This is a genomic window from Dongia soli (assembly GCF_034044715.1).
In the GTDB taxonomy this organism is placed as follows: domain Bacteria; phylum Pseudomonadota; class Alphaproteobacteria; order Dongiales; family Dongiaceae; genus Dongia_B; species Dongia_B soli.
In genome coordinates this window covers 341986-368109 of the sequence record NZ_JAXCLW010000004.1, presented here as the reverse complement: position 1 = coordinate 368109, position 26124 = coordinate 341986, and the positions used below count along the sequence as shown (strand labels likewise).

The following is a 26124-nucleotide window of genomic DNA, read 5'->3' as shown; positions in this document are numbered from 1 at the left end:
ACCGCAATCTGTGGTGTAAGTGTGCTAATATGAGTCTTGATATTGAGCATACGTGTCATGTAGGTGACAGCCGTGTCCCAATATATATGTTGGGGGATTCATTTTCGATTCTGGGAGAGGCACCGATGCGATTTTGGGTTTCGTCAGCTTTTATCTGTGTCGCATTCGCCATGGCCGGTTGTTCGAGTACGGCTGAACAAAAGTCCATCTCGGCGGCGGAGGATACTTGCGGTGCGAACAAGGTAATGGACCGTATCGGTGAGAAATTGGATGTCGACTTGTTTCGCGAAATCGAGATGGCGGTGCCGCACCATCATGTGCGGGTGATCAAGCCGGACACGCCAGTGACGATGGATTATGTGCCGGATCGCACCAATGTGAAGCTCGACAAGCAAGACGTAATCACCGAAATTTCTTGCGGCTGACGGGCTCACTTATTGCAATAGCTCGCCCATGGTCGGGCGGCTGGCGATAAAGCGGCGATGAATGTCGAGATAGACCGCCTCATAGAGGTTATCGACCGCATCCGCTGCCATGAATTGCGTCGAGAAGCCGGGCGATACCGGGTCAAAGGCGAGTTCGGCCGCACGGATGATATGGGCAAGCAGGGTGCGGGGATCCTCGCAGCCGATTGCCAGGCGAATCGTCGTGCGCGAGATGCCGGCATCCTTTAGAGCCTCATCGGACATTTCCGAGTGGCTGGTGAGAGCGGGGCAGAGCACCACCGTATTCGTCTGACCGAGACTGACCTGAAGCCCGAAAACCGGCTCGAGGGAATCGAAAAAAGTCTTGAAGGCGTCGCGAGACAGGGCCTGCCGGCCGCCCGACGGTTCGAAGTCGATCGTGAATAACGGCGCCGGCAATCCCAGAAACATATTGGCTCGACAGAGATCCGCATTGGGATGGCCGGGCACCGCAGGACAATGCACATTAATGCCGGGATGCGCTGCAAGAGCCCGCGCCAGGACGGTGGTGGTGATGCATTTCGAGAGCATGCGGAGTTCCAGTGTCCGAATGCCGTTGATGACTTCATAGGCTTTATCGGCGTCTAGGAATGCACCTTTGATATAGTAGACGTTCCAGAACAGGGTTTCATCCCAACTGATCCGGCGAGGCCTGCCGTCCACCGCCGTCACCGTCACGCTCTCCCCCTTGGGTAGGAACATGTCTTCATTGCGGGCAATGACCACGCCGGCGGTCGTTGTGCCGTAGCCGGCAAGGTCCTTGGTATAAGAGTGGATGACGAAATCCGGCCGCTCTATCCGGTCTTCGCGCCGCAAGGTCTTCTGGAGAAAGGGCGTGCCGACCGTGGCATCGCAAATGACAGTCAGGCCTTTTTCGTGAGCCCGGCGGCAGATGCTAGCGACATTGAGCACGTAGCCGTGCGGATTGCAGGGACTTTCAAGATAGACATAGATATGCCGCCCCGCGGCGAGGCGGTCGGCATATGATTGTTCGACTTCCGACAAGGCCACAGCGAAATCCTCCGCCGTGAAGCCGTCGAACCACTCGAGGGCAACATCGAGGTTGCTACGCTTGCCGTACCAGTCATGCAGCAATTGATAGACACCGCCATAGACGTTGCGGCTCGACAAGACGATGTCCTGATATCCCACTAGATGTGCCAAGGTCGCATCGACCGCCGCCATGCCCGAATTGAAGTTCCAGGCGAAATACTCGCTGGCGCGCGGCCCCGCTTCGACATCAACGATATGATTGGCTAGGCTAATGGATGTCGGGTTAAGCAGGCGCGAATAAATTTCGTGCAGCAGTTCTTTGCCCTTGAAGGCATCTTCCACCCATTCGACGCAGGCGTAGAGATAGGTTGCGGTACGCGTGATGACGGGTGTCGCGCTGAAGATCGCCGTCACATTATCAAAGATCGGATAGGGGCCGCGTCCGGCAACCGGACCGCCGTCATTGGCCAGCGACTGATAGGTGCGGCGCATCGGGTTCTGCAAGGTGTCGAGCACCTTGGCGAGCTGGAAGCACGCGAAACGCTTGGCATTGAACCAGGCGATACGATCCTTGCGATCGAGATCGGCAAGGGCCTGGGTCGTCGCTGCCCAGAGATCATGTGTCGCCATATTGGCGGCATATAGGCTGGCGGTCAGACGCGCGAGCGCCTGACCGTAAGCCGATGCCGGATCGATCGAGAAATGCCGGAGCTGTTCCTCGATCAAGGCATCGACCGAAGCCGCTTTTGTCGTATTGCGCAGCGGACTCAGGATGCGGGCAGCTGCCAGGTTCGGGTCTTTCTGCATCGCCATACCTCACGCCTGACGTGATGAACGGATCCGCCACCAGTATGACGGAACAGGGCTAAATTTGCGCTTTCAATAGTGAAAACATGCGCGCGAAAGGTATCTGCACCCAAGCCCTGCTTCGTTATAGGTCTCTAATCTTCATTTCGGGGCATCGATCCAAAGGTCGCGGACTTTGTTGCCAGGAGGGATACTCACAAGAATTCCAACATTCTTGCGGGAAAAGATACAAAATAGACGCGACTTTTTTGTTGTTATGTGAGATGATCCTCTCCTGGCGCGAGAAGCGCCATTCCCCAAAGATTATCGCTGTCCAACCGGTTCAGGCAAAAACATGACCGTGGTTTTGGCAACGCACGCGATTAATCACGAAACGCCCCTCGATGAGCTGGCGCGCCGAACTGCGATGCTCGATGCGGTCGGCTATGCTGCAACCAAGATCATCGGCAATGAAAACTGGTCAGCCGGCATCCAAGAACTACTCAACCGGCTAGGCCACGCCACCGATGTGAACCGGGTAACCTTGTTCGAGATTCACCCGTCCCCCGATGGTCGGCCAGCGGAGAGCTGCCGCTATGACTGGGCCAGCCCCGGCTTGGCGCGGCTGAGCGACGATCCCCGCTATCACAATATTCTTCTGACGGAAGCCGAAGGTCAGTTGAGCGCATGGGCCGAGGCGCGCATGCGCGGCGAGATCGTCCAGGCGACGCTTTCTAGCGTAACCGGCGAGACAAGGCAGACCTTCATCGAGCATGGCACCCAGGCCTTCATCTCCGTACCGATCATGCTGCAATCCGGAGTTTGGGGTTTCCTGGGACTGGATGATTGCCGCTGGGAACGCCAGTGGAGTGCGCTGCATATCGATGTTCTGAAGACAGCCGCCGCCTTGATTGCGGGGGCGATCGATCGGTCGCAGGTCAATGAGGCGCTGCGCCTCAGCCGGGAACGCTATGCCCTGGCGGCGCGCGGCGCAAATGACGGGCTGTGGGATTGGAACCTGAAAGAAAGCACAATCTATTGCGCGCCGCGGCTGCACGAGATCCTGCATCTGTCAATCCTGATCCCCGAACACGCGCCGGACATGCTGTTCAGCTGTTTCCTGAAAGAGGACTGGCATGCTGTCATCGCCAATCTCGATCATTGCATCGCCACCGGCGAGCAGCAGTTCCGCTTCGAAGCCAGGGTCAAAGATGCCATGGCTAAGGTGCACTGGATCGTTGCGCGCGGTCTCATCATCTATGATCACGGAAAGGCCACGCGCATCGTGGGATCGATGCGCGACATCACTGATTTCAAGGCGGCCGAACTCAGTCTGCAGATCGGTGAAGCGCGTGTGCGAGCCATCCTTGATACCGCTTTCGATGCCATCATCACCACCGAAGCGGATGGCTGCATCGTCGAATACAATCTGGCCGCCTCGAAGATCTTTGGCTATGGCCGTGAAGAAGTTCTCGGCCGCTCGATCGGCGCGCTGATTTCATCCCCCCTCTGTAGCGATCCGGCGATGCCGGCCAGGCTTTATGCCGATTTGGCGACGACGGTAGACCGTTTGATCGAGGCCGAGGGGTGCCGGGCGGATAGCAGCCGGGTACCGGTCGAGCTTTCGGTCACCGAGGTGGCCTTGCCGGAGGAACGCCTGTTCACCTTCGTGATTCGGGATATTTCCCATCGCAAGCGATTGGAAGCGCAACTCGCCGCCGTGCAGTTGCAGCGAGCACAGCTCGCGCGTCATTTTTCGCCGAATATGGTGGAGGAGCTGATCCTTGCAGGCGACGCGACCGGTCTAGCCCGCGAACAGCCGATCGCGGTTCTCTTCGCCGATATCTACGGCTACACCGAACTGGTCGCCGCGATGCCCGGCGAGAAAATAATCGATTTGCTGCGCGATTTCCGCAAATTGGTCGAAACGGCGGTTTTCGCGCAAAACGGCACCATCGACAAATATATCGGCGACGGGCTGATGGCGACTTTCGGAACGCCCTATGTGGGCAAGACGGATGCTACCAATGCCATCATCGCGGCACAGCATATGGCGCGGGCTTTGAAAGAGTGGAACGGCCGCCGCGCCGTGGCCGGCGAGCCGTGCATTCAGATCGGCATCGGTCTCAATTACGGGCCGGCGACCTTGGGCAATATCGGCACCGAGCAACGGCTGGAATTCGCTGTTGTTGGCGATACGGTCAATATGGCGAGCCGCATTGAAAATATCAGCCGCGTCGTACAGCACGCCATCGTCGCCAGCGACGATTTAATCCGGCGCGCCATGCAGGAAAGCGGCGCGATGATTCTGGTGGGCTTTACCGATCTCGGCGAGCATTCCATTCGCGGCAGGCGCAAGCCGATCCGGCTTTGGGGCATCGCGGCCGATACGTTGATGTAGCAAAAGCCGAATCAGGAAGCGCGCGCGAGGAAGGTGCGATAGGCCGTCTTCGTCTGCAGCAACCGCAGGATGTTGTTGCGCGATCCTTGCACATGCTTGCGGGCAAGCTCGCCTGCGAGACTGGCCTTGCCGTTGCAGATGGCTTCGACGATTTCCATATGCTCGTCGCGTGCGGCCTTCCATTCGTCGAGCCACAGCAATTCCATCCAGACATAATGCTGGCATTTGTCGAACAGGCCGGAAAGCACCTGACACAAGGTCTCGTTGCCACCAATTTCGGCGATGACCCGGTGGATATCGATGCCGAGCTGCAGTTCCGCGAACATCGCTTCGGTCGAATGATCGGACAAAGCGGCGAGCCGCTCGCATTCCTGCACCATGCCGCGCAGACGCTCCTTCCCGGCGGCGTCAATATTGGCCGTCGCCAATTCCGCCGCATAGCCATCCAGCAATTCCCGGATTTCGAAGGCTTCGCGGAAGGTATGCAGGTCGAAGTCCTTGACGGTATAGCCCTGCCGCGGCCGGCCGACGACGAGGCCATCCTGCTCCAGCCGGTTCAGCGCCTCGCGCACAGGCGTGCGGCTGACATTAAGACGTTCGGCCAGTTCGCTCTCGGTGACGCGGGTACCCGGCTGCAAATCTCCGGTGACGATCATACCCTTCAGCGATTCATAGACCGAAGCACGCAGGGTCTTGCGTGGTGCTCGCATAAATAGTCGACTCCAAAAGGCCGCTTGGCCTAGCTCGCAACGAAAGAAGTCAGGTCGTGTCGCTGAGGAAACGGCACAGCCGCCAGACGCACGGTCCTTGAGCAATAGCTGCGGTTGACAATCCCGTGAGTCTGTCTCTACATTTGTTATTGTATACAATATCGTACTCAATGAGAATACGAATTACATCTCCGGGAGGGACAAATGGGAAAAGTGAAACTTGCAGGAATTTTTGCCCTGGCCGGCGCGACGCTGGCCATGGCAAGCGCGGCTCATGCGGAAGGGACGATCACGGTCGCGTCCTTCGGCGGCACCTACCAGGAAGCGCAGACCAAGGCTTTCTTCGATCCGGTGGCGAAGGAACTCGGCATTACAATTAAGCAGGACACGACCAGTGGCTTGGACGACGTTCGGCTGCAGGTAACCGGCAATGCCGTGAAGTGGGACATCGCTGAAATGGGCGCCGATGAATGCGCCCGCGGCACCAAGGAAGGCCTGTTCGAAAAGCTCGACTACAATGTCATCAAATCCGACGGCATCGATCCGCGCCTGGTCCACGACGACTGGGTCGGCATCAGCTATACCTCGGTCGTCCTGATCTATCGCACCGACGTCTTCAAGGACGGCAATGGTCCGAAGACTTGGGCCGATTTCTGGGATGTGAAGAAGTTTCCGGGCCGCCGTGCGCTCGGCGCCTTTCCAACGGAAAGCCTGATGGTTGCGGCGTTGGCCGATGGCGTGCCGATGGACAAGTTCTATCCGCTGGATATCGAGCGCGCGGTCAAGTCGCTGGAAAAGATCAAGCCGAATATCGACGTTTGGTGGTCTTCGGGCGCGCAGGCGCTGCAGCTTCTCAAGGACGGCGAAGTCGATATGGCCAGCATCTGGAACGGCCGGGCGACCACGCTGAAGACCGGCGGCGCTCCGGTTGCTTTCAGCTACGATAACGGCGTCTTCACCGCCGATTGCATGATCATTCCGAAGGGATCGAAGAACAAGGATCTGGCGATGAAGGCTCTGGCTCGTTTCGTGAGCCCGGACCTTCAAGCCAATTTGCCGCTGCTCGTTGCCAACGGCCCGGTCAATCAGAAGGCTTTCGATACAGGCAAGATTCCGGCGGAAAAGATGCCCAGCATCAACTCCTCGCCGGAAAACATGAAGCACCAGATTCTGCTGGACCCGGTCTTCTGGGGTGAGCATCAGGTCGAAGCGCAAGAGCAGTTCGACAATCTCATCCAGCAGTAACGGGATCAGAATAGCCGAATAAGAGATCTGCCGGGACACGTCGCGTGCGGGGCGTCCCGGCAGGTCGATGTCTTTTATCAAGTGATCGCAAAGGGAGTGCCATTTGTCTCTCGCGCTATCTGCTCCGCCAATCAGCATACGCAAGATCGTCAAGCGTTTCGGGTCTCAGGACGTTTTGAAAGATCTGGATCTCGAAGTTGCACCCGGCGAGTTCCTCACCTTGCTGGGGCCATCGGGTTCGGGCAAGACCACGCTGCTGATGATCCTCGCGGGCTTCGTCCGCGCCAATTCCGGCAGCATCAAGATCGGGCCCGATGAAGTCATCACCATGCCGCCGCATAAGCGCAATATCGGCATGGTGTTTCAGAATTATGCGCTCTTTCCGCATATGAACGTTTTCAACAATATCGCCTTTCCGCTGAAGCAGCGCCGTGCCGACAAGGCGACGATCACGCGCCAGGTCGAGCAAGCGCTGCACCAAGTCAAGCTCGACGGTTATGCCGACCGCCGCGTAGACCAGCTTTCCGGCGGTCAGCGCCAGCGTGTCGCCTTGGCGCGCGCGATCGTCTTCGAGCCGCGCATTGTGCTGATGGATGAACCGCTTTCGGCTTTGGACAAGTCGCTGCGCGAGCATATGCAGATAGAGCTGCGCAGCCTGCATCGCCGGCTTGGCATGACCACGGTTTATGTCACTCATGATCAACGCGAGGCAATCACCATGTCGGATCGCATCGCCGTCATGAATAATGGCCGGATCGAGCAATTGGACAAGCCGGAAGAACTCTATACCAGGCCGAAGACGCAATTCGTCGCCGGCTTCATCGGCGAGTCGAATTTCATGCCGGTTGAATGCCGCGACGGCGTTGCCTGGTACGAAGGCAGGCAGATCAAAACACACTCGCAGGTGCCCGGTTCCGGCCAGCATTGGTTGGTGACGCGCCCTGAAAAGGTTCGCTTGGCAGATAGCACCACGAACGGCGATCAGGGCAATTTCTTCGCCGCCTCGGTGCGTGAAGTCGTCTATCAGGGCGACAGCTTCATTTGCTATGCGACCTTGCAGGATGGCCAGGTCATGGCGCTTCGGGATTATTGCCGCAGCGATGTCCTCTCCCGTCTGCCGGCCGCTGGCGAACCGATCCATCTGCGGATCGATGCGGAGGATGCGGCGATCGTACAGGCCGAATCATGACGGCCCTCGTGACCGATCCGGGCAAGGACGTCGACGTCGGATCTGGCGAGCTGAATGTCGCCGAGCTCAAGCGTAACGCCCGCAACGAAATTTGGGGCCTGCTCGGTCTCTGCTCGCCGAGCCTCTTCCTGGTCGGCGTCATCATCATCCTGCCGGTCGGCTGGCTGTTCTGGCTGTCGCTCTATGATGAAAACGGCATGCTCAGCTTCGTCAATTACGAACGTTTCGTCGAGCAGAGCTCCTATATCAAGACCTTCCTGACGACCTTCAAGGTTTCCTTCGCTGTTACCGGCGCCTGTGTCCTGCTTGGCTATCCGCTCGCTTATATGCTATCGCAGATACCGCGGCGCGCCGCTTCCATCTGCATGATCTTGGTCATCCTGCCGTTTTGGACCTCGGTCTTGGTGCGCACCTATGCCTGGCTGGTGATCCTGCAACGCAAAGGCCTGATCAATAACTTGCTGATCGATCTTGGCGTCATCGACCAGCCGCTGGCCCTGGTGAACAATTTTACTGGCGTCCTGATTGGCATGACTCATGTCCTGCTGCCTTTCCTGGTTTTGCCGCTTTACGCTTCGATGAAATCGATCAGCGCCGATTATCAACGGGCCGGGATGAATCTCGGGGCCGGGCCGGTTGCTACTTTCTGGCAGATCTTCTTTCCGCTATCCCTGCCGGGTCTAGCTGCCGGTGTCGTCATTACCTTTGTGCTTTGTCTCGGTTTCTTCGTCACGCCGGCTTTGATGGGTGGCGGCCGGGTCATCATGTGGGCGATGCGCATGCAGCAGACGACCAGCCTTTATGCCAATTGGGGCGCCGGCAGTGCGCTTGGCGTCTTATTGCTGATCGTGACCTTCGGTCTTCTCGGCTTCTTCAACTGGTTGCTGCGCGGCCAAATCAAGGCTGCATGGGGTGGGAAATGAGCGATCAGACTGGTCTTCCCATTACACATTGGCAACGGCTGTGGCTCTATGCGGTCGGCGGCTTTGTGCTGTTCTTCCTCATCGCGCCGTGCCTGATCATCGTGCCGATGTCGTTCTCAGACAGTACGCTGCTGCAATTCCCCCCGCCGACCTGGTCGCTGCGCTGGTATAACGAGTATTTCGGTTCGATCGAATGGCGCGATGCCACGATGGTCTCGATCAAAGTTGCTGTCATGACGACGATCCTGGCCACCCCGATAGGTGTCGCTGCGGCCTATGCCCTGAATGCCAGTGTGTTGCGCTTCACTGGCATCATCAACATGATCCTGACGGCACCGCTGATCATCCCGGTGATCCTGATCGCGATCGGCGCCTTTTTCCTCTATGCCCGGATCGGTATCAACAATACGTTGACCGGCCTGGTTCTCGCTCATACCGTCCTCGCCATTCCGCTGGTCGTGCTGACGGTGCTCTCCGGCTTCCGGAGCTATGACATGAACCAGGAGCGCGTGGCGCGCAGCCTCGGTGCGGGGCGCCTGTCGGCCTTCTGGCAGGTGACCGCACCGCAGATCCGGTTCTCGATCATCTCGGGCGCCTTGTTCGCCTTCACCACCTCCTTCGATGAAGTCGTCGTCTCGCTCTTCATTTCGGGCGGCGAAACGACGACGCTGACCCGACGCATGTTCAACGCGTTGCGGGACGAAATCGACCCGACCATCGCCGCCATCTCTACCTGCTTGATCATCTTGTCGGTCCTCATGCTCTCGATCGCGCAGATATTGGGTACGAAACGCGAGAATTAACCGAACCTCCACTCTGCTCCTTCATTTTGCCGGAAAGTTCAACATGAGCAAATTCTCCCGAGACCTCCATTTCCCAGGTCGCTCTCCGATCCGTGCCCTGGGTGGCATGGCAGCGACGTCGCACCCGCTCTCCACCCTCGCGGCCATTGAAATGCTGCGTGATGGCGGCAATGCGATGGATGCGGCCGTTGCCGCCGCCGCGGTCCAGGCGGTGGTCGAGCCGCAATCGACCGGTATCGGCGGCGATTGCTTCGTCCTCTACAGCCCCAAGGGCAATGGCGAGGTTCTGGCTTTCAACGGCTCAGGCCGAGCGCCGATGGCGGCGACCAGTGATTGGTATCTGTCGAAGGGCATGACCAAAATTCCGACCTATGGCCCGCATGCGGTGACGGTTCCCGGTGCCATCGATGCCTGGTGCCGCTTGCTACAGGATCACGGCAGGAAGGGTATTGCGGCAGCACTGGCAGCGGCCATCCGGTATGCCGAGGAAGGCTACGTCGTGCATGACCGGGTGGCTTTCGATTGGGCCGACAGTGTCGAGAATCTCGAGAGCAATGAAGTTGCTAAGGAGATCTTTCTGCCCCAGGGCCGCGCCTTGCAGGCAGGCGAAGTGCATCGTCAACCGGCTCTGGCCGCGACTTTGCGCGCCATCGCGGCGCAAGGCCGTGTTGCTTTCTATGAGGGCGAAATCGCGGAAGACATCGTAAAGACGCTGCGCGATCTCGGTGGCTTGCATACCAAGGAAGACTTCGCAGCGGCGGCCGGTGAATATGTCACGCCGATCAAGACGAACTATCGCGGCGTCGATATCTATCAGATGCCGCCGAACAATCAGGGCCTGACGGCTTTGATTATGCTGAACATCCTATCGGGGTTCGATCTGGCGAGCCTCGATCCTTATTCAGCCGACCGGCTGCATCTGGAGATCGAAGCGGGGCGGCTTGCTTATCGCGATCGCGATCTCTATATCGCCGATCCCAAGAAGCAGAATGTGCCGATTGAGGAATTGCTGTCGCCGGAATATGCGGCACGGCTGCGCACGGCGATTCGGCCAGACCGGGCGATGCGCGATCTGCCGCCCTCGCTGCGCGAAAAGTCGGACACGGTCTATATCTCGGTCGTCGATAAGGATCGGAACGCGGTAAGCTTCATCAACTCGACCTATCATTCCTTCGGCAGCAGCGTGGTCACTCGCAAGAGCGGCATCGTCTTGCAGAATCGTGGCAGTGGCTTCCGGCTGGATCCCAAGCATCCGAATTGCATCGAACCTGGCAAGCGCCCGCTGCACACGATCATGCCGGGCATGGCTGTGCGCAACGGCCGCACGATGATGCCCTATGGCGTGATGGGCGGCGATTACCAGCCCTTTGGCCATGTGCGCCTGGTGACCAACGTGGTGGATTTCGAGATGGACGTTCAGGCAGCGCTCGACCAGCCCCGCGTCTTCCATGACGGAACCACCGTTCTGGTTGAGCGCAGCGTTGCGGCGGCAAGCCTCCGTGGCTTGCAGGAACGCGGCCATCGCTGCGAACTGGCGGGCGATCCCCATGGCGGCGGTCAGGCTGTGCTGATTGATTGGCAGCGCGGCTCACTGACCGGCGGCTCCGATCCGCGTAAGGATGGCTGCGCGCTCGGCTATTAAGGTGAGGCAGCGCCACATGCTTTATGCGGCGCTGCTTTCATCGCAGCCTTGCCGGTGATCTCGCCAAACCAAGCATAACGAAAGGTAGAGTGATGGAGATGCGCCAACTAGGCCAGTCGAACCTACAGATTGCACCACTGGTCTTCGGTGGGAATGTCTTCGGCTGGACGGCAGATGAAGCGACATCGCATCGCCTGCTCGATATGTTCGTTGCGGCGGGCTTTAATGCGATCGATACGGCAGATGTCTATTCGATCTGGGCCGATGGTCACCAGGGCGGCGAATCCGAAACGATCATCGGCACCTGGCTGAAGAAGCGCGGCGGCCGGGACAACGTCATCATTGCGACGAAAGTCGGCATGGATATGGGCGGCGGATCAAAAGGCCTGTCCAAGGCTTATATCATGAAAGCGGTCGAGGCTTCCCTGCGGCGGCTGCAGACAGATCATATCGATCTCTATTTCTCGCATCGTGACGACGACACGGTCTCCCAGGCAGAAACCCTTGAGGCATATGCTCATTTGGTGGAACAGGGGAAAATCCGCGTCATCGGTGCCTCCAATTTCTCAGCCGGCCGACTGACGGAAGCGCTAGATCTTGCCGCGAAGCAGGGATATCCGCGTTATGAGGTCGTGCAGCCATGCTACAATCTCTATGACCGGTCCGAATATGAAGGTGAACTGCAGCAGTTGTGCCTGCAACGCCAACTCGGCATGATCAGCTATTTTTCACTCGCCAGCGGATTCCTGACGGGCAAGTATCGGAGCAAGCAGGACCTGCAGGGCAGGGAGCGTGGCGAAGATGTTGAGAAATATCTCGATGCCCGCGGCCAGCGCATACTCCAGGCGCTTGATGATGTCGCCGCCAAGCATTCGGTGACACCGGCACAGGTGGCTCTGGCTTGGCTGTTGAAACGCCGCGGCCTCACGGCGCCGATCGCTAGTGCGACCGGAGAGTCACAGCTTCAGCAGCTTCTGGCCGGCGCCCAACTCGACCTCGATGACAAATCCGTCCGGCAATTGACGGAAGCCGGCGAATAATCTGAAGTTGAGCGACCGCGGCCGTGCCGCTATCCGGTTGATACGATTTCGGGCAAGAAAGCTGTCGCCTGCTTCATTCTGACCTGTTCGGTCTCCCGCGAACAGCGGGGGCGAATATGGCAGCGTGGCAATGTCCGCACCGGAACTTCCAGCCCCCTGCGCTGTTGAGGTTCGGAATGCGCATCGCAGGGGCGTGCTCATGCCGCAAATCTTTACGGCATCGGCCGATACGCGGCTTCGTGCCGTAGGTCTTGTCATCGTCCTCCTGATCTTCGTCGCCGCTCTGTTTGTTGGAGGGGAGATGGATTCAACCTATGCGACGCTTGTGGGATGGGTGAAAGACCAGCCGGTGCCTTTCAGCCACAAGCATCATGCCGGGGAATTGGGGATCGACTGCCGCTATTGCCACACCACGGTCGACGTCGGACCAGAGGCGGGGCTGCCAAGCACCCATATATGCATGACCTGCCATTCTCAGGTCTGGACCGGTGCGCCGATGCTGGCACCGGTACGGGAAAGCCTCGCCAATAACACGCCGCTGCAATGGCAGCGCGTCGCCCGGCTGCCGGATTACGTCTATTTCAATCACTCGATCCATATCGCCCGCGGTGTCCCCTGCGTTACCTGCCATGGTCGGGTCGACCAGATGCCGTTGATGACACGTGCCCAGCCGTTCCAGATGCGCTGGTGTCTCGACTGTCACCGCAATCCGGCGCCGCATTTGCGCCCACCATCGAAGGTCACGCAGATGGACTGGTCGGGCTGGGATGAGAATTCCAAGGAACATAAGGCATATGGCGAGCGGATGGTGACGGTTTATGGCCTTCAGCCTGATAAGCTCGATGATTGCAATATCTGCCACAGGTGAAGGCGATGACGAAGGATCATATGCCGGGACCTGATGGACTGGCACCGAATTTGGAAAGCTTAGGGGCGCGACTGAAAGGCAAGCGCGGGCGGACTTTCTGGCGCAGCCTTGAAGAACTTTCCCGAACAAAGGAATTCACCGATTTCCTCGCGGCGGAGTTTCCTGCTCTTGCAACACATCAGCCAAAGTTCGCACGCCGGACCTTGCTGAAGGCAATGGGTGCCTCCCTCGCTTTGGCCGGGCTCGCGGGCTGCGATGGCAAGGAAGATGAAACCGCGCTTCCCTATGTGAATGCGCCGGAATCCGTCGTCCCAGGCAAACCGAAATGGTACGCAAGCGCTGTCACGCTCAATGGCTATGCACAGCCCATCCTCGGCAAGACCTATGTCGGGCGACCGGTGAAACTTGAGGGCAACCCGGACCATCCGGCCAGCACCGGCACCTGTGATGCTTTTACGCAGGCGGCTCTCCTCGGCCTCTATGATCCGGACCGATCGCAATCGCCACGCTACCTCGATCGTCCGGTCAGCTGGAGCGCCTTCGACGATGCCATCCAGGCCCAGATAGCGACGCTCAACGGAAAGCAGGGCGAAGGATTTCGGTTGCTCACCGGTACGGTCACCTCACCGAGCCTGGCCGGCCAGATCAAGATGTTAGTTCAGCGTTGGCCGAAAGCTCGCTGGCACGTTTTCGAGCCGGTCAGCGAGGACCTCCGCCTGGAAGCGACGCGTTTGGTTTTCGGCCGGCCGCTCGATCAGCAATTAGGTCTCGACCAGGCTGAACTCGTCGTCAGTCTGGACGACGATTTTCTCGGCGCGGGTCCTCGTCAAACTATGCAAGCGGGCCTTTGGGCGAAGCGTCGGCGTGGCTTGCCGCAGGGGGAGGGAGGCATCCGCTTGTTCGTGGCCGAACCGACACCAACCATTACCGGGGCGATGGCCGAGGAACGTTTGGCCGCACCGCATGGTCGTATCGCCGCTCTCCTGCTCGGCATTGCAGCGGCCTTTGATATCGAAGCCGGTTCAGCGCTCGACTTGACTGAGGGCGAGCGGTCCTGGGTTGACCGGATCGGCGGATTGCTGAAGGAGAAAGCGGGAAGGGCGCTGGTCACCGTCGGTAGCCACCGTGAACCGCAGCTACAGGCGCTCGCGCTACTCGTCAATCAACGGATCGGCAGCTTCGGTAGGACCTTGCGCTTCACCGAGCCAATTGCTGTTTTGCCCCCTGATGGCGCGGCGTCTTTCGCAAGGCTCGTTGGGGATATGGCATCCGGTCAAATCTCAGCCTTGCTCATGATCGGTGTCAATCCGGTCTATGCCGGATTTGCCGACCTTAACTTCGCTGCGCATCTCGAGAAAGTGGGCTTGCGCATCCATGCCGGGCTTCATGACGACGAGACGGCGCAGCTCAGCCACTGGCATTTGCCGATGACGCATGAGTTGGAAAGCTGGAGCGATGCGCGCGCCGTTGACGGCACGGCAACGATCATCCAGCCGCTGGTGCGACGGTTCTATAGCGTCAGGTCGCAGCATGAGATCCTGGCTGGATTGCTCGGCGGGCCACGCGATGGCCGAGAGATCATCCAGGCCACCTGGCGGCAAAACTGGCAGACAGATTTCGACGCGCACTGGTCTGATGCACTCTATCGCGGCTACGTACCCGGAACGGCAGCTGCGATTGTCGAGCCGGCAATCGCGGGAGATATGTCTGGAATACCCCAGGCCAATCAGTCCGATCAGGAGCCCGCAGGCGAAGTGAACCTTGTCCTGCGACCGGATCCCACGATCTGGGATGGGCGTTTCTCAGGCAATGCTTGGTTGCAGGAACTGCCGAAGCCGCTCACCAAGATAACCTGGGGGAATGTCCTAACGATCAGTCCCCGCCTGGCCGCAGAACGCCAATTGAAGAATGGCGATGAGATCAACCTGGAGGTAGCCGGACGGACTCTCACTGGTGCGGTATGGATTGTGCCGGGGCAAGAAGCAAAGACCATTGCCGTTAGCTTCGGACACGGGCGTTCGGCTTGCCCGCTTTCCGCGGGGCTCGGATGCAATGCCTTTGCTTTACGTGACAGCGATCATCCCTGGTACGTTCCAGCCGTGCAAATCTCGCCCACCGGCCAGCAGCAAGACATCGCAACGACGCAGTTGCATCAGGCAATGGATGGCTTTGATTTCGTTCGCTTGGTCGATGCTTCTGCCCTCAGCGATGGAGACCAGGCAGTCAAGCCGAGATCTAGCCCGAACGAGGAACGCCATACGGCGACTTTTTATCCCCGGCATAAATGGGACGATCCGTCTTGGGGCATGACGATCGATCTCGACCTTTGCATCGGCTGTAATGCCTGCGTCGTAGCCTGCGTCGCCGAAAATAACATTCCCATGGTGGGAAAGGACCTTGTCGCCATGGGGCGGGAGATGCACTGGCTGCGGGTCGATCATTATTACGAAGGGCCGCCGGATGCACCGGCCTCGTATTTTCAGCCGGTCCCCTGCATGCATTGCGAGCAAGCCCCTTGCGAGATGGGCTGTCCGGTGAATGCCGCCGTTCACAGTTCCGATGGTCTCAATCTGCAGGTCTATAACCGCTGCATCGGCACGCGCACCTGTTCATCCTATTGCCCATACAAGGTCCGGCGCTTCAATTGGTTTGACTACACGGGTGATGACCCTGAGACGATAAAGGCGATGCGCAATCCGGATGTGACGGTGCGACAGCGCGGCGTCATGGAGAAATGCACTTATTGTGTTCAGCGCATCGGCGAAGCGCGAATTGCCGCCGAAATCGATGGACGCAAGCTGCGCGACGGCGACGTCGTCACGGCCTGCCAGCAGGCTTGTCCGACACGAGCCATCATCTTCGGTAATGTGATGGATCCGACCACCGAGGTCAGCCGCCAGAAGGCGGACGTGCGTAATTACACCTTACTCGAAGAAGCCAATACCTGGCCAAGAACCACCTATCTAGCGCGGATCGAGACAAAGCCGGCACGCGATGAGGGAGAAGGGTGAGATGGCGCAGGCGCAGACGCAGACCCAATCCGGCCATGCGGCGCCCACTGATCGGGTGACGCGCATTCCGCTCGCTTTCCCCAAACCGGTTGCCTGGCTAATCTGTTTCGGCTGCGCGCTCTGCCTATTGCTGCTCTTCTGCATCTCCGCTGCTGTCCTGTTCTGGCGCGGCATCGGTGTCTGGGGCAACAATATTCCGGTGAATTGGGGGCTTGCCATCTCCAATTACATTTGGTTCCTCGGCATCGGCCATGCGGGTACCTTGATTTCCGCCATGTTGCTGCTCCTGGAAGCGCATTGGCGCAATTCGCTCAATCGCTTTGCCGAAGCAATGACTCTAGTTGCGGTGATTTGCGCCGGCCTCTATCCGATCCTGCATCTGGGGCGGCCCTGGCTGTTCTACTGGATGGCGCCTTATCCAAATACGATGACGATCTGGCCGCAATTCCGCAGTCCGCTGACCTGGGACTTTTTCGCCGTCCTCACCTATCTAACTGTGTCCTTGCTTTTTTGGTATATCGGCATCGTTCCCGATCTCGCCACCACCAGGGACCGGGCAAAAAAGCGCGGACTGCAGGTATTTTACGGAATTCTGGCTTTAGGTTGGCGCGGTTCGGCGCGGCATTGGGCGCGCTGGCGCCAGAGCTATCGCTTGACGGCAGCGATTGCCGTACCGCTGGTGGTTTCGGTGCATTCGGAAATCTCGCTCCTGCTGGCAGCGGGCCCAATGCCGGGTTGGACGTCTACCGTCTTCCCACCCTATTTCGTGCTGGGCGCCGCGTTTTCCGGTTTTGCCGTGGTCTCCATGATCGCGGTGGTGCTGCGCGATGTGCTCGGGCTGAAAGCACTCGTCACCGAACGCCATCTCGACCTTCTGGGCAAGTTCGTCCTCGCGACCGGATTGATGACGGCGTATGGCTATTGTGCGGAAGTCTTCGATGCCTTGTATAGTGGCGACAAGCAGGATCTCGGCACCTTGATGGACCGCCTGACCGGCCGCTATGCCTGGAGCTATTGGGGCGCGGTGCTGGCGAATTTCGTTCCCTTGCAACTGCTATGGCTGCGCTGGGCGCGCCGCAATCCGCTTTGCCTATTTATGGTCAGTGCCGCCGTTACGGTGGGGATGTGGTTTGAGCGCTACATGCTGCTGGTGACGACGCTCTACCGCGACTATCTGGTCTCCTCCTGGGGAAATTATCATCCGAGCTTCTGGGATTGGAGCTTGTTCGCGGGAATGCTGGGCGTCTTCTTCGTGCCGTTTCTGCTATTCGTCCGCTTCCTGCCGGTCATCTCAGTCTTCGAAATCAAAGAGGCCAAGTTTGAAGAGAGCGAGGCGCAGCATGCGTGAGCCGAGCGCCGGATATCCGCTCTTTGGGCTGATGGCAGAATTCGACCGGCCCGAAAGCCTGATTGAGGCGGTCAAGCGCAGCCGGGATGCCGGCTTCCGCCGCATCGACGCCTATTCGCCGTTCCCCATCGAGGAATTGGCCGAGGTGCTGGATTTCCGTGACCGGCGGGTCGCCTGGCTGACATTGTTCGGCGGGCTGTTCGGCGCGGCCGCGGGCTACGGCATGCAAGCCTGGCTGCATCTGGACTATCCGATTCTGGTCGGCAGCCGTCCCACCATTACGCCGCAAGCCTTCATGCTGATCACTTTCGAGCTGACGGTGCTGTTTGCCGTTTTGTTCTCGATCGGCGGTATGCTTGTGCTCAATCATTTGCCCAAACTGCATCATCCGGTCTTCGGCGTTGAGAGCTTTCATCTGGCCACCAGGGACAAGTTCTTCCTGATCGTGTTCGGCCATGACGAAAAATTCGATCCGGTGCAGACGCGCACTTTCCTGGAGAGCCTCGATCCAGTGAGGGTTGATGTCGTCAGGCAAACGGAGGAGCCGGCATGAGAGGTGCGCTTCTCCTCGGCTTCGTTTTGCTGGCTCTGGCCGGATGCGATGAGATGTCACATCAGCCGAAATACGATTCCTATGAGAGGAGCAAGCTCTTTGCCGACGGCAAATCGATGCAGGCGCCACCGGCGGGCAGCATTGGTCGGGACGATCCCGCTTTGTTAGCGGCGCTGCGTCAGCAGCCGCAGATGAGCCGGCAGTTGGTGGAGCGCGGCCGCGAGCGATTCAATATCTATTGCGTGCCTTGCCATGACCAGGCCGGCTATGGCAACGGCACAGTGGCGAACCGGGGATTCCCGCATCCGCCGAGTTTCCATATCGATCGGCTGCGGCAGGCATCTCCAGCCTATTTCGTCGATGTGATCACCCATGGACATGGCGTGATGTATGCCTATGCCGGTCGGGTGGCGCCCGCGGATCGCTGGGCGATCGCCGCCTATATCCAGGCATTACAGCTCAGCCAGAATGCGCCGGTCGATAACTTATCGCCTGCCGAGCGCGAGCGGGTGGAGAAGGCTGATGCCGCGCCATAGGAAACCCATTGCCGAGCAATGGCCCCGGCACTTTGCGCTGGCGGGAATATGCCTTTGCGCCGCCGCTTTGCTTACGATGATCTTCAGCAAACAGGATGCGCTTGCCGGCTGGCTTGTCGGCCTGGTTTTCTGGAGCAGTCTGCCGATCGGCGCCCTGGCCCTTGTGATGATGATGCGCATCATTCCCGGCGCATGGAACGACCTCCTTGCCGTACAGGGAGAAGTCGCGGTGCTGCTGCTTCCTTTAGCGGCTTGCGCCGCCTTGCCGATCCTGGCCGGCTTGACGGCGCTCTATCCCTGGAGCGGAGCCGATGCTGCTTCAGCCTTCCGGGCCATCTATCTCACGCCGCTCTCTTTCATTGGCAGGACTGCCCTTTTCTTCCTGACCTCGGGAGCGGTTGCTTTCCTGCTGCTGCGGATGCCGCGACCGGCGATTTTTGTGGCACCTGTCGGCTTGATAGCGCTGGTCTTGCTCGATTCCCTCATCGCTGTTGACTGGGTGATGTCGCTGGACCCGGCTTTCCACTCTTCGGGTTTCGGCCTCTATATCTTGTCGATCCAGATGACGATGGCGCTGGCCTGCCTGATCATCGCCCGGCTGATGCCGGGCGCCGAGGTCGAGCGGGTCGGGTTGCTGGGGGCTTTGCTGCTGACAGCGCTGCTGCTCTGGGCCTATTTCAGTTTCATGCAGTATTTCATCATCTGGTCGGACAATCTCTCCCCCAATGTCGCCTGGTATCAGCGACGTGGTGCGGGCCTCTGGAGCCTCACTGAATATGCCATTGGCGTGCTGCAATTAGGGCCGGCCTTTCTCCTGCTATTCCCGATCACACGCCAGAATCGGCGGTGGCTGGTGGCATTGTCGATGATCGTTCTCATGGGCAAGGCGCTGGAGACGGCCTGGCTGGTCCTGCCCGATGCGTCAGGCGATGCGCGAATCTCCATTCCGGCAGCCATTCTCGCTATCACTGGATTGGGGTTCCTCTCCGTGGCGGGTTGGCGGGTTGGCTCTCGGCGGAATGAGATGAGGCGGCAATCCACCGCATCCGACCGGCAGGTGCCGGCATGACGGCGGAGAAGACAAATGGAGCGGCCTTCGAACGGCGCGATGTCGCCCCACAGCATGTGGTTTACGCCGTGCTGGGGCTTTTTGCGATCATTATCGTCGCCGGATTGGTGGTTGCGGGTTTGCTAGGACTGTTCGACCGTAAGCTTGGTCAGGAACGGAGCGATCATCCGCCGACGGTTTTGGAAAAGGAACCCCAGGTGCCGCCGCAGCCCCGGCTGCAGGTGACGCCAGCGCAAGACCGGGCGTCGCTCGATGCTGAGGCAGAGGGGAAGTTGCAAGGTTATGGCTGGATGGATCGCAATGCGGGCCGCGCCCATATCCCGATCGACCGCGCGATCGATCTTCTCGTGGCGCACGGATGGCCGACGGCCGGCAAGGATGGCCAGCCATGAGAAGAGTGCTGCTTCTTCTTGTCATGTTGATGCTTTTCGGCCGGGCCGCCATGGCATTCGATCCGCTCAAATCGACAGGGATCGTGCAGAAGCAGGATTCAACCGTGCCGATGGACCAAGGTTTTTTCGATGAAAACAGTGTGCCGGTGACGCTCAGGGAGTTGGCGGGCGGAAGGCCAATCCTCCTTGCGCCGGTCCTGCATAATTGCCCCAATATCTGCGATGTTACTTTGGCAGGCCTCATGCAGGCGGTGCAGGATCAGCATTTCCATGCGGGCCGCGATTTTGTCATCGTCGCCTTCGGGATCGATTCACGCGAGGGGCCAAAAGACGCAGCGGCATCGATGAAAAAGCTGAAGGCGCGGTTCCCCTGGCTTGACGGCGAGAAGATACATGGCCTGACCGGCAGTTCCGCCGCCATCTCCAAGGTGATGTCCGCTCTCGGCTATCGCTACGCCTGGGATCAGGAGATCGGCCAATACGCACATATCGCCGCGACCGCCGTCCTGACGCCAACAGGAAAGCTGACGCATTGGCTCTATGGCCTGGCTCCGGAAGCGAGCGACCTGTCGCTGGCCTTGACTGAGGCGGGTGAGGGACAGGTCGGCGACTGGGGCGATCAGATCCTGCTTCTCTGTTATCATTATGACCCGAAGACGGGGCGTTACAGCTCCATCATCTGGACGAGCTTGCGGATCGGCGGCGCCGCCACGATTGTCGTTGTTGTCTCGTTGATCGGCTCTGCCTTGCTGCGGGAACGGGCGCGGCGGGGTGGCACATGAACGGCTTCCTATGGCTCTGGCCGGACCGTGCTTCGGCCTATGCGGCGCAACTGGATACGTTGCTGGCCGGCTTCACAGTCGTCATCGTTCTGCTTTCGGCGCCGGTCTTCATCCTGATTGTCGTCTTCGCCATCAAATATCGCCGGGGCCGACCGGCAAACCGGAAACATCCCGTGACACGGAATGTATGGCTGGAGATTTCCTGGTCGGTCATACCCTTCGTCCTGATGCTTTGCTTCTATGTCTGGGCGACGAAGTTGTATTTCGATCTCCACCACCCGCCCCCCGGTGCTCTGGAGATCGATGTGGTTGCCAAGCAATGGATGTGGAAGTTCCAGCATCCGGGTGGCCAACGGGAAATCAACGAGCTGCACGTGCCGGTAGACCAGGCAGTGCGGCTGACCATGGCGTCGCAAGATGTCATTCACAGCCTGTATATTCCGGCCCTGCGGATGAAACAGGATGTCGTACCCGGCAGATATACCGGCATGTGGTTCAAGGCGGCGAAACCGGGTACCTATCTGCTGACATGCGCGGAATTCTGCGGCACCAATCATGCCAAGATGGGCGGGCATCTGGTCGCCATGAGCCAGGCCGATTACGCGCGCTGGCTGGAGACCGCGTCAACCGATCGCACCTTGGCCGCCCAGGGCGCCGATCTTTTTCGCAGCCGCGGCTGCAGCGGATGCCACGGCCCCTCTGCCACGGTACATGCGCCCAGCCTCGCCGGCCTCTATGGCAGGCCCGTTCCGTTGGAAGGCGGAGAGATCGTGATCGCCGATGATCAATATATCCGTGACAGCATTCTGTTGCCGCAGCAGCAAATCGCAGCCGGCTATCCGCATATCATGCCGAGCTTCCAGAACATTCTCGGCGAAGACGATGTGCTGAAGCTGATCGCTTATATCAAGTCGTTATCCGAGGTTGGCACGCCATCAAACGGAGAGGGAGCATCGAAATGACCAGCGATCAAACAATCGATGCGGCTTCGGACCTGGAAAATGTCGGCCATTCCAGTATCGCGGAAACCCCTACCGAGCGGATTAGCTATCTGCGCGCCGGGCACACGCTGGGGTCGTGGCTGTTTACCAGTGATCACAAACGCATTGCCATCCTCTACTTCATTTCCGTGACCCTCTTCTTTTTCGTCGGGGGTGCGGCGGCGGCGCTGATGCGCGCCGATTTGCTGACCCCGCAAGCCGACCTGCTGTCGAATGAAGGCTATAACCGCGCTTTTACGCTGCACGGCGTCATCATGGTCTGGTTCTTCCTCATCCCCTCCATCCCGAACACTTTCGGGAATTTCCTGGTCCCCTTGATGATCGGCTCGCGCGATCTCGCCTTTCCGCGCCTTAATCTGCTGAGCTGGTATATCTTCATGCTTGGCGGATTGTTCACGATCTATGTTCTGATCGCCGGCGGCGTCGATACCGGCTGGACCTTTTACACGCCGCTCTCCTCGATGTTCGCCAATGGTAATGTGGTTCTTGCGGCGACCGCCGTCTTCATCGTGGGCTTCTCATCGATTCTGACGGGGCTCAATTTTATCGTCACGATACATAAGTTACGGGCACCGGGCATGACCTGGGGTCGTCTGCCGCTTTTTATCTGGTCGCTTTATGCCACTTCAGCAATCCTGGTCTTGGCGACGCCTATTCTTTCCGTGACGCTCGCTTTGATCGCGGCGGAGCGTCTGTTCGGGATCGGCGTCTTCGATCCGGCTCTCGGCGGCGATCCGTTGCTGTATCAGCATCTCTTCTGGTTCTACAGCCATCCCGCCGTCTATATCATGGTCCTGCCGGCCCTGGGCGTCATCAGCGAACTTGTCGCTGCAGCAGCGCGCAAACCCATTTTCGGCTATCAATTCGTCGCCGGCTCCTCGATTGCCATCGCCGCCATCGGCTTTCTGGTCTGGGGACACCATATGTTTGTCGCTGGTCAGTCTACCTATGCCAGCGCCATCTTTTCCTTTCTGAGCCTCGCCGTCGCCGTGCCGTCGGCAGTCAAGGTCTATAACTGGACAGCGACCTTGTATAAGGGGCATATCTCGCTCGATCCGCCCTTCCTCTTCGCCATGAGCTTCATAGGCCTCTTCGTCGTCGGCGGGCTGACCGGCGTGATCCTCGCCATGCTGGCGATCGATGTGCATGTCCACGATACTTATTTCGTCGTCGCCCATTTCCATTACATCATGGTGGGCGGCACAGTTTCGGCCTATTTCGGCGCGCTGCATTACTGGTGGCCGAAGATCATCGGGCGCCGCTATTCCCTGGTTTGGGGACGTCTGACCGCGGGTCTGATCTTTCTTGGTTTCAATCTGACCTTCTTCCCCCAATTTTTACTCGGCTATCTCGGCATGCCGCGCCGTTATCACGTCTATCCGCCGGAATTCCAGGTGCTGCATGTCCTCTCGACGGCAGGTGCCAGCATTCTTGGTGTCGCTTATCTGCTGCCTTTCACCTATCTCTTCTATTCGATGCGGTATGGAAAGCCGGCAGGAGCCAATCCTTGGGAGGCGACCGGCCTCGAATGGTCGGTCCCGTCGCCGCCGCCAAAGCACAATTTCGCCGAAAGACCAATCGTCACCCAGGCACCTTACAACTACGCCATCGAATATGAGGAAGTTGATGGCTGAACGGGTGGAGGTGCATGAACCTTTCGCTGATCCGGCGCAGCAGCATGCGGCGGATATGTTAGGTATGTACATCTTTCTCGCCAGCGAAATCATGCTGTTCGGCGGCCTTTTCGCCGTCTTGTTTGTATGCCGCATTTTGCATCCGCAGGAGATCGCCGCCGCCTCCAAGGAGTTGCATCTGTGGATCGGCGGCATCAATACGGCGATCTTGCTGACCTCCAGCCTGGCCGTCGCGATCGCCGTGCAAATGGCGCGGCAGGGCAGCCGGGGCGCGGTCATCATCTCCATCGTGACAGCGGCAGCACTTGGGTCGGGATTTCTCATATTGAAGGGAATCGAGTATCGGCTGGAATATAGCGATGGCCTTTTGCCAGGATTCAGCACGGCAGCGAAATTCGCCAATCCGGCGGCGCATCTCTTCATGAACATCTATCTGATCTCGACGGCGCTCCATGCCTTGCATCTTTCCATCGGTATCCTGCTGCTTGCCGGATTGGTTTGGAGATTGCTGCGCGGATCGCTGCCCTTGCCCAAGCGGGCGAGCGTGGTCGAAGTCTCCGGACTCTATTGGCATCTGGTCGATGTCATCTGGATCTTCCTTTATCCTGCTCTCTATCTGGTGCGGTGATCAGATGCGCACGATCCGTCCTTTGCTACTGGTATGGGTAGCTCTGATAAGCCTACTGGGGCTGACCATTGCGGCAAGCTTCGCCTTGACCGGCCCGCTCAGCCTCATGACGAGCATGGGCGTGGCGACGGTTAAAGCGGCGCTGGTTTATTGGTTCTTCATGCATTTGCGGGAAGAGGGCGGCTTGATCCGCCTGGCCGCCCTTGCCGGGATCGCCTGGCTGATGATCTTCTTCTTCCTGGCGGGGGCGGATTACGCGACCCGCGGCGCCGGCTAGCTCGCCGCGCCACGTAATCCGTTGGTCATTCGTTTGCTGCGTTCATGCGCTGGCCCGTCGCGTTCCTGGAGGTTATAGGCCGTTGCCACCAACGATAGATGTGAAAGAGCCTGGGGAAAATTGCCCAATTGAATTTGAGCTTTCCGGTCGTATTCCTCGGCGAGAAGGCCGACATCGTTCCGCAGCTCGAGCAGGCGCTCGAAAAGGCGCTGGCCTTCGTCTTTTCTTCCCTGCAGGACGAGATTGTCGGCAAGCCAGAAGCTGCAGATGAGAAAAACGCCTTCGCTGCCCGATACGCCGTCGGCAACCGCAGCTGTATCGTAGCGCCGCACGAAGCCGTCCGACAGGAGATTGCGCTGGATCGCCTCGACCGTGCCGATCACCCGTGGGTCATTCGGCGGCAGAAACCCCACCAGCGGAATGAGCAGGCTGGAGGCATCCAGCTCGCTCTCGCCATAAGCTTGGACAAAGGAGCCAAGTTTCGAGTTGAAGGCCTTGTCGCAAATCTCCTGATGCAAGGCCTCCCGCAGCCGACGCCAGTCATCGACCGGTCCGGGTAGGCCAAAATGCTCAACCCCGCTGATGGCGCGATCAAAGGCAACCCACGTCATCACCTTGGAATGGGTGAAATAGCGGTTGTCGCCGCGCATCTCCCAGATGCCGCGGTCTGGTTCATCATGCAACGCCACGAGTTGTTTCAGCAGCGCCACTTCAAGCCTCCAAGTCTCTTCTTCATCGGCGAGGCCGCAACGGCGGGCATGGTGAAGCGCATCGAGAACCTCGCCGAAGACATCGAGCTGTAACTGGCTATAGGCGGCGTTGCCGATGCGGACAGGTTTTGAAGCGGCAAAGCCGTTGAGCCAAGGTACCTCCCATTCGTCAAGGCGGTTTTCGCCTAGAATCGTATAAAGCGGTTGCACCTGCGATGTCTGCCCGGCGATGGCGCGTACCAGCCATCGGCGCCAGGCTTCTGCTTCCTCGCGATAACCCGCTACGAGAAAGGACAGCAGGGTGAAGGTTGCATCGCGAAGCCAGCAACAGCGGTAATCCCAGTTGCGTTCACCACCTAAGCGCTCCGGAACGGAGGTGGTGAGGGCGGCGACCATGCCGCCGGTCGGCGCGTAGGTCAGGGCCTTCAAGGTGATGAGCGAGCGGATGACGGCATCCCGCCAGGGGCCTCGATAATTGCATTGCTTTGTCCAGTTCAGCCAATAGGCCTCGGTCCGTCTCAGGCCATCGAAGATATCCTCCGGTTCCGGCTGGGCTTCGTAGGATATGCCGTAGCTCAACAGAAATGGCACAGTCTCGCCCGCGGACACTGTGAACTCGCCGACCGTGCTCAAATCTTCGCCATGATGCGGCGCAGGTGTCCGGAGTGTCAGGAGATGCGGGCCCACGACGGCGGTTAAAGCATCTTCCATATCGCGTTTCACCCACGGAACGAGGCGACCGTAATCGAAACGTATCACCAGTTTCATGCGCATCGGAACGGAACCGGCGAGGCCAGACACCAGGCGGCCGATGGTCGGCTTGGCCGCTCCCATCAGCATGAAGTCCGTTACTCTGACGGTACCGTTCCTGGTGCGAAATTCCGTCTCAAGCACCAAAGTGTCCGGCCGATAGCGCCGGCTAATCGAGATGCCGGAGTCATCGCGCGGCGCGATGCGCCAGTGACCATTCTCCGCTTCACCAAGAAGGGCTGCGAAACAGGCGGGCGAATCGAACCGAGGCAAGCAGAGCCAGTCGATGGAACCCGTCTTGCTGACGAGGCAGGCGGTATGGCAGTCACCGATGATGGCATAATCCTCAATGGTCAATGAGGCCCTCCT

23 protein-coding genes are annotated in these 26124 nt (G+C 59.0%); 20 read left to right on the top strand and 3 right to left on the bottom strand.

The genetic code is table 11. From position 1 onward, the window contains the following. Positions 1–125: 125 nt before the first annotated feature. Complete coding sequence (locus tag SMD27_RS16465) at positions 126–425, top strand: I78 family peptidase inhibitor (RefSeq protein WP_320509502.1); 300 nt, start codon at positions 126–128, stop codon at positions 423–425. A 9-nt stretch (positions 426–434) separates the two neighbouring features. Here the strand turns inward: SMD27_RS16465 and SMD27_RS16460 are convergent, their stop codons facing one another. Continuing rightward, a complete protein-coding gene (locus SMD27_RS16460) occupies positions 435–2270 on the bottom strand; it encodes a trans-sulfuration enzyme family protein (RefSeq protein WP_320509501.1) in 1836 nt (611 codons plus the stop codon). A 328-nt stretch (positions 2271–2598) separates the two neighbouring features. On the opposite strand from SMD27_RS16460, the gene SMD27_RS16455 reads away from it, so the two are divergent. Continuing rightward, the gene (locus tag SMD27_RS16455) at positions 2599–4644 is read left to right on the top strand and encodes a PAS domain S-box protein (protein ID WP_320509500.1); all 2046 of its coding nucleotides are present in this window, start codon (positions 2599–2601) and stop codon (positions 4642–4644) included. A gap of 11 nt (positions 4645–4655) precedes the next feature. On the opposite strand, the gene SMD27_RS16450 is transcribed toward SMD27_RS16455, so the two are convergent. Next, positions 4656–5354, bottom strand: coding sequence for a GntR family transcriptional regulator (locus tag SMD27_RS16450; RefSeq protein ID WP_320509499.1), 699 nt, complete (start codon positions 5352–5354; stop codon positions 4656–4658). Between the two features lie 204 nt (positions 5355–5558). On the opposite strand from SMD27_RS16450, the gene SMD27_RS16445 reads away from it, so the two are divergent. From SMD27_RS16445 to SMD27_RS16360, 18 genes are all read left to right on the top strand, one after another. Continuing rightward, a complete protein-coding gene (locus SMD27_RS16445; protein ID WP_320509498.1) occupies positions 5559–6599 on the top strand; it encodes an ABC transporter substrate-binding protein in 1041 nt (346 codons plus the stop codon). Between the two features lie 175 nt (positions 6600–6774). Beyond that, entirely contained in the window at positions 6775–7788 is a 1014-nt protein-coding gene (locus SMD27_RS16440; RefSeq protein WP_320509497.1) for an ABC transporter ATP-binding protein, read from the top strand. Beyond that, positions 7785–8711, top strand: coding sequence for an ABC transporter permease (locus tag SMD27_RS16435; protein ID WP_320509496.1), 927 nt, complete (start codon positions 7785–7787; stop codon positions 8709–8711). Before SMD27_RS16440 ends, SMD27_RS16435 begins: the two co-directional genes overlap by 4 nt. Then, positions 8708–9514, top strand: a complete 807-nt coding sequence (locus SMD27_RS16430; RefSeq protein ID WP_320509495.1) for an ABC transporter permease — start codon at positions 8708–8710, stop codon at positions 9512–9514. Before SMD27_RS16435 ends, SMD27_RS16430 begins: the two co-directional genes overlap by 4 nt. A 43-nt stretch (positions 9515–9557) precedes the next feature. Further along, positions 9558–11156, top strand: coding sequence for a gamma-glutamyltransferase (ggt, locus tag SMD27_RS16425; RefSeq protein ID WP_320509494.1), 1599 nt, complete (start codon positions 9558–9560; stop codon positions 11154–11156). A gap of 92 nt (positions 11157–11248) precedes the next feature. Beyond that, a complete protein-coding gene (locus SMD27_RS16420) occupies positions 11249–12196 on the top strand; it encodes an aldo/keto reductase (protein ID WP_320509561.1) in 948 nt (315 codons plus the stop codon). A 199-nt stretch (positions 12197–12395) separates the two neighbouring features. After that, positions 12396–13064 (top strand): cytochrome c3 family protein, encoded by a 669-nt coding sequence (locus tag SMD27_RS16415; RefSeq protein WP_320509493.1) that lies wholly within the window; start codon positions 12396–12398, stop codon positions 13062–13064. Positions 13065–13069: 5 nt separating this feature from the next. Continuing rightward, on the top strand, positions 13070–16075 hold the full coding sequence (locus tag SMD27_RS16410; protein ID WP_320509492.1) for a TAT-variant-translocated molybdopterin oxidoreductase: 3006 nt from the start codon (positions 13070–13072) through the stop codon (positions 16073–16075). Position 16076: 1 nt separating this feature from the next. Continuing rightward, a complete protein-coding gene (gene nrfD / locus SMD27_RS16405; protein WP_320509491.1) occupies positions 16077–17423 on the top strand; it encodes an NrfD/PsrC family molybdoenzyme membrane anchor subunit in 1347 nt (448 codons plus the stop codon). Next, positions 17416–17976, top strand: a complete 561-nt coding sequence (locus SMD27_RS16400) for a DUF3341 domain-containing protein (protein WP_320509490.1) — start codon at positions 17416–17418, stop codon at positions 17974–17976. Before nrfD ends, SMD27_RS16400 begins: the two co-directional genes overlap by 8 nt. Next, positions 17973–18512 carry a c-type cytochrome gene (locus SMD27_RS16395; RefSeq protein ID WP_320509489.1) on the top strand — a complete coding sequence of 180 codons (540 nt, stop codon included), beginning with the start codon at positions 17973–17975 and terminating at the stop codon, positions 18510–18512. Before SMD27_RS16400 ends, SMD27_RS16395 begins: the two co-directional genes overlap by 4 nt. Continuing rightward, the gene (locus SMD27_RS16390; protein WP_320509488.1) at positions 18499–19581 is read left to right on the top strand and encodes a hypothetical protein; all 1083 of its coding nucleotides are present in this window, start codon (positions 18499–18501) and stop codon (positions 19579–19581) included. Before SMD27_RS16395 ends, SMD27_RS16390 begins: the two co-directional genes overlap by 14 nt. After that, the gene (locus tag SMD27_RS16385; RefSeq protein ID WP_320509487.1) at positions 19578–19973 is read left to right on the top strand and encodes a hypothetical protein; all 396 of its coding nucleotides are present in this window, start codon (positions 19578–19580) and stop codon (positions 19971–19973) included. Before SMD27_RS16390 ends, SMD27_RS16385 begins: the two co-directional genes overlap by 4 nt. Further along, complete coding sequence (locus SMD27_RS16380; protein ID WP_320509486.1) at positions 19970–20755, top strand: SCO family protein; 786 nt, start codon at positions 19970–19972, stop codon at positions 20753–20755. Before SMD27_RS16385 ends, SMD27_RS16380 begins: the two co-directional genes overlap by 4 nt. Beyond that, positions 20752–21717 carry a cytochrome c oxidase subunit II gene (coxB, locus tag SMD27_RS16375; RefSeq protein ID WP_320509485.1) on the top strand — a complete coding sequence of 322 codons (966 nt, stop codon included), beginning with the start codon at positions 20752–20754 and terminating at the stop codon, positions 21715–21717. Before SMD27_RS16380 ends, coxB begins: the two co-directional genes overlap by 4 nt. Beyond that, the gene (ctaD, locus tag SMD27_RS16370; RefSeq protein WP_320509484.1) at positions 21714–23390 is read left to right on the top strand and encodes a cytochrome c oxidase subunit I; all 1677 of its coding nucleotides are present in this window, start codon (positions 21714–21716) and stop codon (positions 23388–23390) included. Before coxB ends, ctaD begins: the two co-directional genes overlap by 4 nt. Continuing rightward, positions 23383–24018 carry a cytochrome c oxidase subunit 3 gene (locus tag SMD27_RS16365; protein WP_320509483.1) on the top strand — a complete coding sequence of 212 codons (636 nt, stop codon included), beginning with the start codon at positions 23383–23385 and terminating at the stop codon, positions 24016–24018. The genes ctaD and SMD27_RS16365 overlap by 8 nt, the downstream gene beginning before the upstream one ends. Positions 24019–24022: 4 nt before the next feature. Next, the gene (locus SMD27_RS16360; protein WP_320509482.1) at positions 24023–24295 is read left to right on the top strand and encodes a cytochrome C oxidase subunit IV family protein; all 273 of its coding nucleotides are present in this window, start codon (positions 24023–24025) and stop codon (positions 24293–24295) included. Here SMD27_RS16360 and SMD27_RS16355 read toward each other — a convergent pair. After that, on the bottom strand, positions 24292–26112 hold the full coding sequence (locus SMD27_RS16355) for a glycoside hydrolase family 15 protein (protein WP_320509481.1): 1821 nt from the start codon (positions 26110–26112) through the stop codon (positions 24292–24294). The two genes, SMD27_RS16360 and SMD27_RS16355, sit on opposite strands and share 4 nt — an antisense overlap. Positions 26113–26124: the final 12 nt, after the last annotated feature.

What these genes read in the sequence shown, in the direction of transcription:
- nrfD (WP_320509491.1), top strand. Translation starts at nt 16,077, where the DNA reads ATGGCGCAGGCGCAGACGCAGACCCAATCCGGCCATGCGGCGCCCACT.
- SMD27_RS16430 (WP_320509495.1), top strand. Translation starts at nt 8,708, where the DNA reads ATGAGCGATCAGACTGGTCTTCCCATTACACATTGGCAACGGCTGTGG.
- SMD27_RS16360 (WP_320509482.1), top strand. Translation starts at nt 24,023, where the DNA reads ATGCGCACGATCCGTCCTTTGCTACTGGTATGGGTAGCTCTGATAAGC.
- SMD27_RS16420 (WP_320509561.1), top strand. Translation starts at nt 11,249, where the DNA reads ATGGAGATGCGCCAACTAGGCCAGTCGAACCTACAGATTGCACCACTG.
- SMD27_RS16380 (WP_320509486.1), top strand. Translation starts at nt 19,970, where the DNA reads ATGAGAAGAGTGCTGCTTCTTCTTGTCATGTTGATGCTTTTCGGCCGG.
- ctaD (WP_320509484.1), top strand. Translation starts at nt 21,714, where the DNA reads ATGACCAGCGATCAAACAATCGATGCGGCTTCGGACCTGGAAAATGTC.
- ggt (WP_320509494.1), top strand. Translation starts at nt 9,558, where the DNA reads ATGAGCAAATTCTCCCGAGACCTCCATTTCCCAGGTCGCTCTCCGATC.
- SMD27_RS16410 (WP_320509492.1), top strand. Translation starts at nt 13,070, where the DNA reads ATGACGAAGGATCATATGCCGGGACCTGATGGACTGGCACCGAATTTG.
- SMD27_RS16395 (WP_320509489.1), top strand. Translation starts at nt 17,973, where the DNA reads ATGAGAGGTGCGCTTCTCCTCGGCTTCGTTTTGCTGGCTCTGGCCGGA.
- SMD27_RS16455 (WP_320509500.1), top strand. Translation starts at nt 2,599, where the DNA reads ATGACCGTGGTTTTGGCAACGCACGCGATTAATCACGAAACGCCCCTC.
- coxB (WP_320509485.1), top strand. Translation starts at nt 20,752, where the DNA reads ATGAACGGCTTCCTATGGCTCTGGCCGGACCGTGCTTCGGCCTATGCG.
- SMD27_RS16450 (WP_320509499.1), bottom strand. Translation starts at nt 5,354, where the DNA reads ATGCGAGCACCACGCAAGACCCTGCGTGCTTCGGTCTATGAATCGCTG.
- SMD27_RS16400 (WP_320509490.1), top strand. Translation starts at nt 17,416, where the DNA reads ATGCGTGAGCCGAGCGCCGGATATCCGCTCTTTGGGCTGATGGCAGAA.
- SMD27_RS16415 (WP_320509493.1), top strand. Translation starts at nt 12,396, where the DNA reads ATGCCGCAAATCTTTACGGCATCGGCCGATACGCGGCTTCGTGCCGTA.
- SMD27_RS16435 (WP_320509496.1), top strand. Translation starts at nt 7,785, where the DNA reads ATGACGGCCCTCGTGACCGATCCGGGCAAGGACGTCGACGTCGGATCT.
- SMD27_RS16385 (WP_320509487.1), top strand. Translation starts at nt 19,578, where the DNA reads ATGACGGCGGAGAAGACAAATGGAGCGGCCTTCGAACGGCGCGATGTC.
- SMD27_RS16365 (WP_320509483.1), top strand. Translation starts at nt 23,383, where the DNA reads ATGGCTGAACGGGTGGAGGTGCATGAACCTTTCGCTGATCCGGCGCAG.
- SMD27_RS16390 (WP_320509488.1), top strand. Translation starts at nt 18,499, where the DNA reads ATGCCGCGCCATAGGAAACCCATTGCCGAGCAATGGCCCCGGCACTTT.
- SMD27_RS16465 (WP_320509502.1), top strand. Translation starts at nt 126, where the DNA reads ATGCGATTTTGGGTTTCGTCAGCTTTTATCTGTGTCGCATTCGCCATG.
- SMD27_RS16445 (WP_320509498.1), top strand. Translation starts at nt 5,559, where the DNA reads ATGGGAAAAGTGAAACTTGCAGGAATTTTTGCCCTGGCCGGCGCGACG.
- SMD27_RS16460 (WP_320509501.1), bottom strand. Translation starts at nt 2,270, where the DNA reads ATGGCGATGCAGAAAGACCCGAACCTGGCAGCTGCCCGCATCCTGAGT.